Here is a 2,399-nt window from a genome sequence, read left to right on the forward strand (position 1 = left end):
CAGGTCAGATGGAGTCGCCCGGGCGTACCCGGGGGCGCGGGGTGCGGAGCATCCGCGGCTGCGTCGCCCGCATCACCGCGTACCAGCCCATGCCGAACCCGGTGTCCTCGGTGTCCGGGAACCGCTCGCGGACGACACTGTTGACCTTGCGTCCGAGGAGGATTCCGTCCACCACCACCACGACGATCAGGATGAGGAACAGGTTCTGGCTGTAGAACATCAGTTCCGGGTTGGGGATCAGCTGGAAGATGATCACGAACAGCGCGAGCGGCATGAAGAAGTTGATCAGGCGCCGGTGGGTGTCCACCCAGTCGCGGGCGAAGCGACGGACCTCGCCGCGGTCCCGCGAGAGCACGTAACGGTCGTCGCCGGCCATCATGAGCTGGCGGCGCTCCTCACGGGCGGTACGCTGCTCGGCCCGGGCGGCCTTGCGCTCGTCCTTGGTCATGCTGGCCTCGGCGGCCTTCCGGCGCTCCTTGGCCTCCTTACGGGTGACCGGCGCCGTGACGGGACCCGTCCGCAGGCCGCGCGCGCGCTCCTGGTCCCGCCGCTTGGGGGTGGGCTTGCCCTTGCCCGCGGGCCGACGGGCGTCCCCTGCAGGCCCCGGATCCGTGCCCGGGGAGGACTCCGGCCCGGTGTCGGTACCTGCGGAGCCCTTGCCGGGGTCGTCTTTACTGGAGCCGAATGCGCGCAACTTCACATACCCAGGCTAGGCGATCGATCCCCGCCGAGGACATTCACCCGTCACTCCTCGCAGGCGTATCGTGTCAGGCGACGCGGCGTCCGGGGAATAGAGAGCTCCCCGGTGGGCGTTGCACCACCGTAGGACGCCACCGAAGACCCTCTCGGATCGCAAGGAGAACCGACATGACCACTGCGGAGAACACCGCCACGGAGACCACCGCCACCGGTGTGCTGCTCACCGACGCCGCCGCCTCGAAGGCCAAGGCACTCCTCGACCAGGAAGGTCGCGACGATCTCGCGCTGCGCATCGCCGTCCAGCCCGGTGGTTGTGCCGGCCTGCGGTACCAGCTCTTCTTCGACGACCGCTCGCTCGACGGCGACGTCGTGGACGACTTCGGTGGCATCAAGCTCGCCGTCGACCGGATGAGCGTGCCCTACCTGACCGGTGCGTCGATCGACTTCGTCGACACCATCGAGAAGCAGGGCTTCACCATCGACAACCCCCAGGCCACCGGCTCGTGCGCCTGCGGCGACTCGTTCAACTGAGTCCAGCCGGGCACTGACGACCCGGGCCGATCGCTGGTCGGCCCGGGTCGTCTACTGTCTGGAGCATGTCAGTAGTCATCACGGGTTCCATCGCCACCGACCACCTCATGACCTTCTCGGGTCGGTTCTCCGAGCAGCTCCTGCCGGACCAGCTCGCCCACGTGTCGCTGAGCTTCCTGGTGGACTCCCTCCAGATCCGCCGCGGCGGAGTGGGTGGCAACATCGCGTTCGCGCTCGGCGTGCTCGGCCGTCGTCCCCATCTGGTGGGCGCCGCGGGTGAGGACTTCGCCGAGTACCGCGACTGGCTGGAGAGGCACGGCGTGGACACCTCGGCGGTCCACATCAGCTCCGCCCTGCACACCGCACGGTTCGTGTGCACCACCGACTCGGACATGGCCCAGCTCGCCTCGTTCTACCCCGGCGCGATGGGTGAGGCGGCCACCATCTCCCTGGCCCGCCTGGTCGACCGCATCGGTCGGCCCGAGATCGTGCTCATCGGCGCCAACGACCCGACCGCGATGAACTCCCACACGGCGGAGTGCCGCGAGCTCGGGCTCGACTTCGCGGCCGACCCCTCCCAGCAGCTGGCGTTCCTCGACGGTGAGGCGGCCGCAGCGCTGGTCGACGGCGCCCGGTACCTGTTCACCAACGAGTACGAGTACGAACTCCTGCTGAACAAGACCGGGTGGACGGCCGAGGAGCTGGACGACAAGGTCGGTACCCGCATCACCACCCGCGGAGGCAAGAGCGTGGTGATCGTGGAGAAGGGCGCCGAGCCCCTCGAGGTGGGCATCGTGCCCTCGGACAACCTGCTCGACCCCACGGGCGTCGGCGACGCGTTCCGCGCCGGATTCCTCACCGGTGTGGTCGACGGCCTCTCGCTGGAGCGTTCGGCCCAGTTCGGTGCTCTCATCGCCACCCACGTGCTGGAGACCACCGGCACCCAGGAGTGGAGCATCGACTCCGCCGCCGCGCGCCGGCGACTCGCCGCGGCCTACGGGGACGAGGCCGCCGAGGAGCTCGCGGCGCTGCTGCCCGCCTGATCCCGCCCGGGGCGCTCACCGCCGTGCCGACGACCACCGACCGGCCAGCGACCGACCCCCGACGAGAAGAGCGTTCCGCACGCATTCCCCGAGGCAGTCTCAGGTAGCTAGCGCAACACCGTCGAT

General features: G+C 69.4%; 3 protein-coding genes. 2 read left to right on the forward strand and 1 reads right to left on the reverse strand.

Annotated features, from left to right (window positions below; genetic code table 11):
• Positions 1-4: 4 nt before the first annotated feature.
• The gene (locus tag G6028_RS16530) at positions 5-700 is read right to left on the reverse strand and encodes a DUF3043 domain-containing protein (RefSeq protein ID WP_182610029.1); all 696 of its coding nucleotides are present in this window, start codon (positions 698-700) and stop codon (positions 5-7) included.
• 167 nt (positions 701-867) lie between these two features.
• Between G6028_RS16530 and G6028_RS16535 the strand changes: the two genes are divergently transcribed.
• Both G6028_RS16535 and G6028_RS16540 read left to right on the forward strand, forming a co-directional pair.
• A complete protein-coding gene (locus G6028_RS16535) occupies positions 868-1,230 on the forward strand; it encodes a HesB/IscA family protein (protein WP_107756186.1) in 363 nt (120 codons plus the stop codon).
• Between the two features lie 65 nt (positions 1,231-1,295).
• A complete protein-coding gene (locus G6028_RS16540; RefSeq protein ID WP_182616426.1) occupies positions 1,296-2,273 on the forward strand; it encodes a carbohydrate kinase family protein in 978 nt (325 codons plus the stop codon).
• Positions 2,274-2,399: the final 126 nt, after the last annotated feature.

It is taken from the genome of Dietzia cercidiphylli (assembly GCF_014145145.1).
Lineage (GTDB): Bacteria > Actinomycetota > Actinomycetes > Mycobacteriales > Mycobacteriaceae > Dietzia > Dietzia natronolimnaea.

Excerpts from the sequence above, each read along its gene's own strand:
- G6028_RS16535 (WP_107756186.1), top strand. The coding sequence starts at position 868 with ATGACCACTGCGGAGAACACCGCCACGGAGACCACCGCCACCGGTGTG.
- G6028_RS16540 (WP_182616426.1), top strand. The coding sequence starts at position 1,296 with ATGTCAGTAGTCATCACGGGTTCCATCGCCACCGACCACCTCATGACC.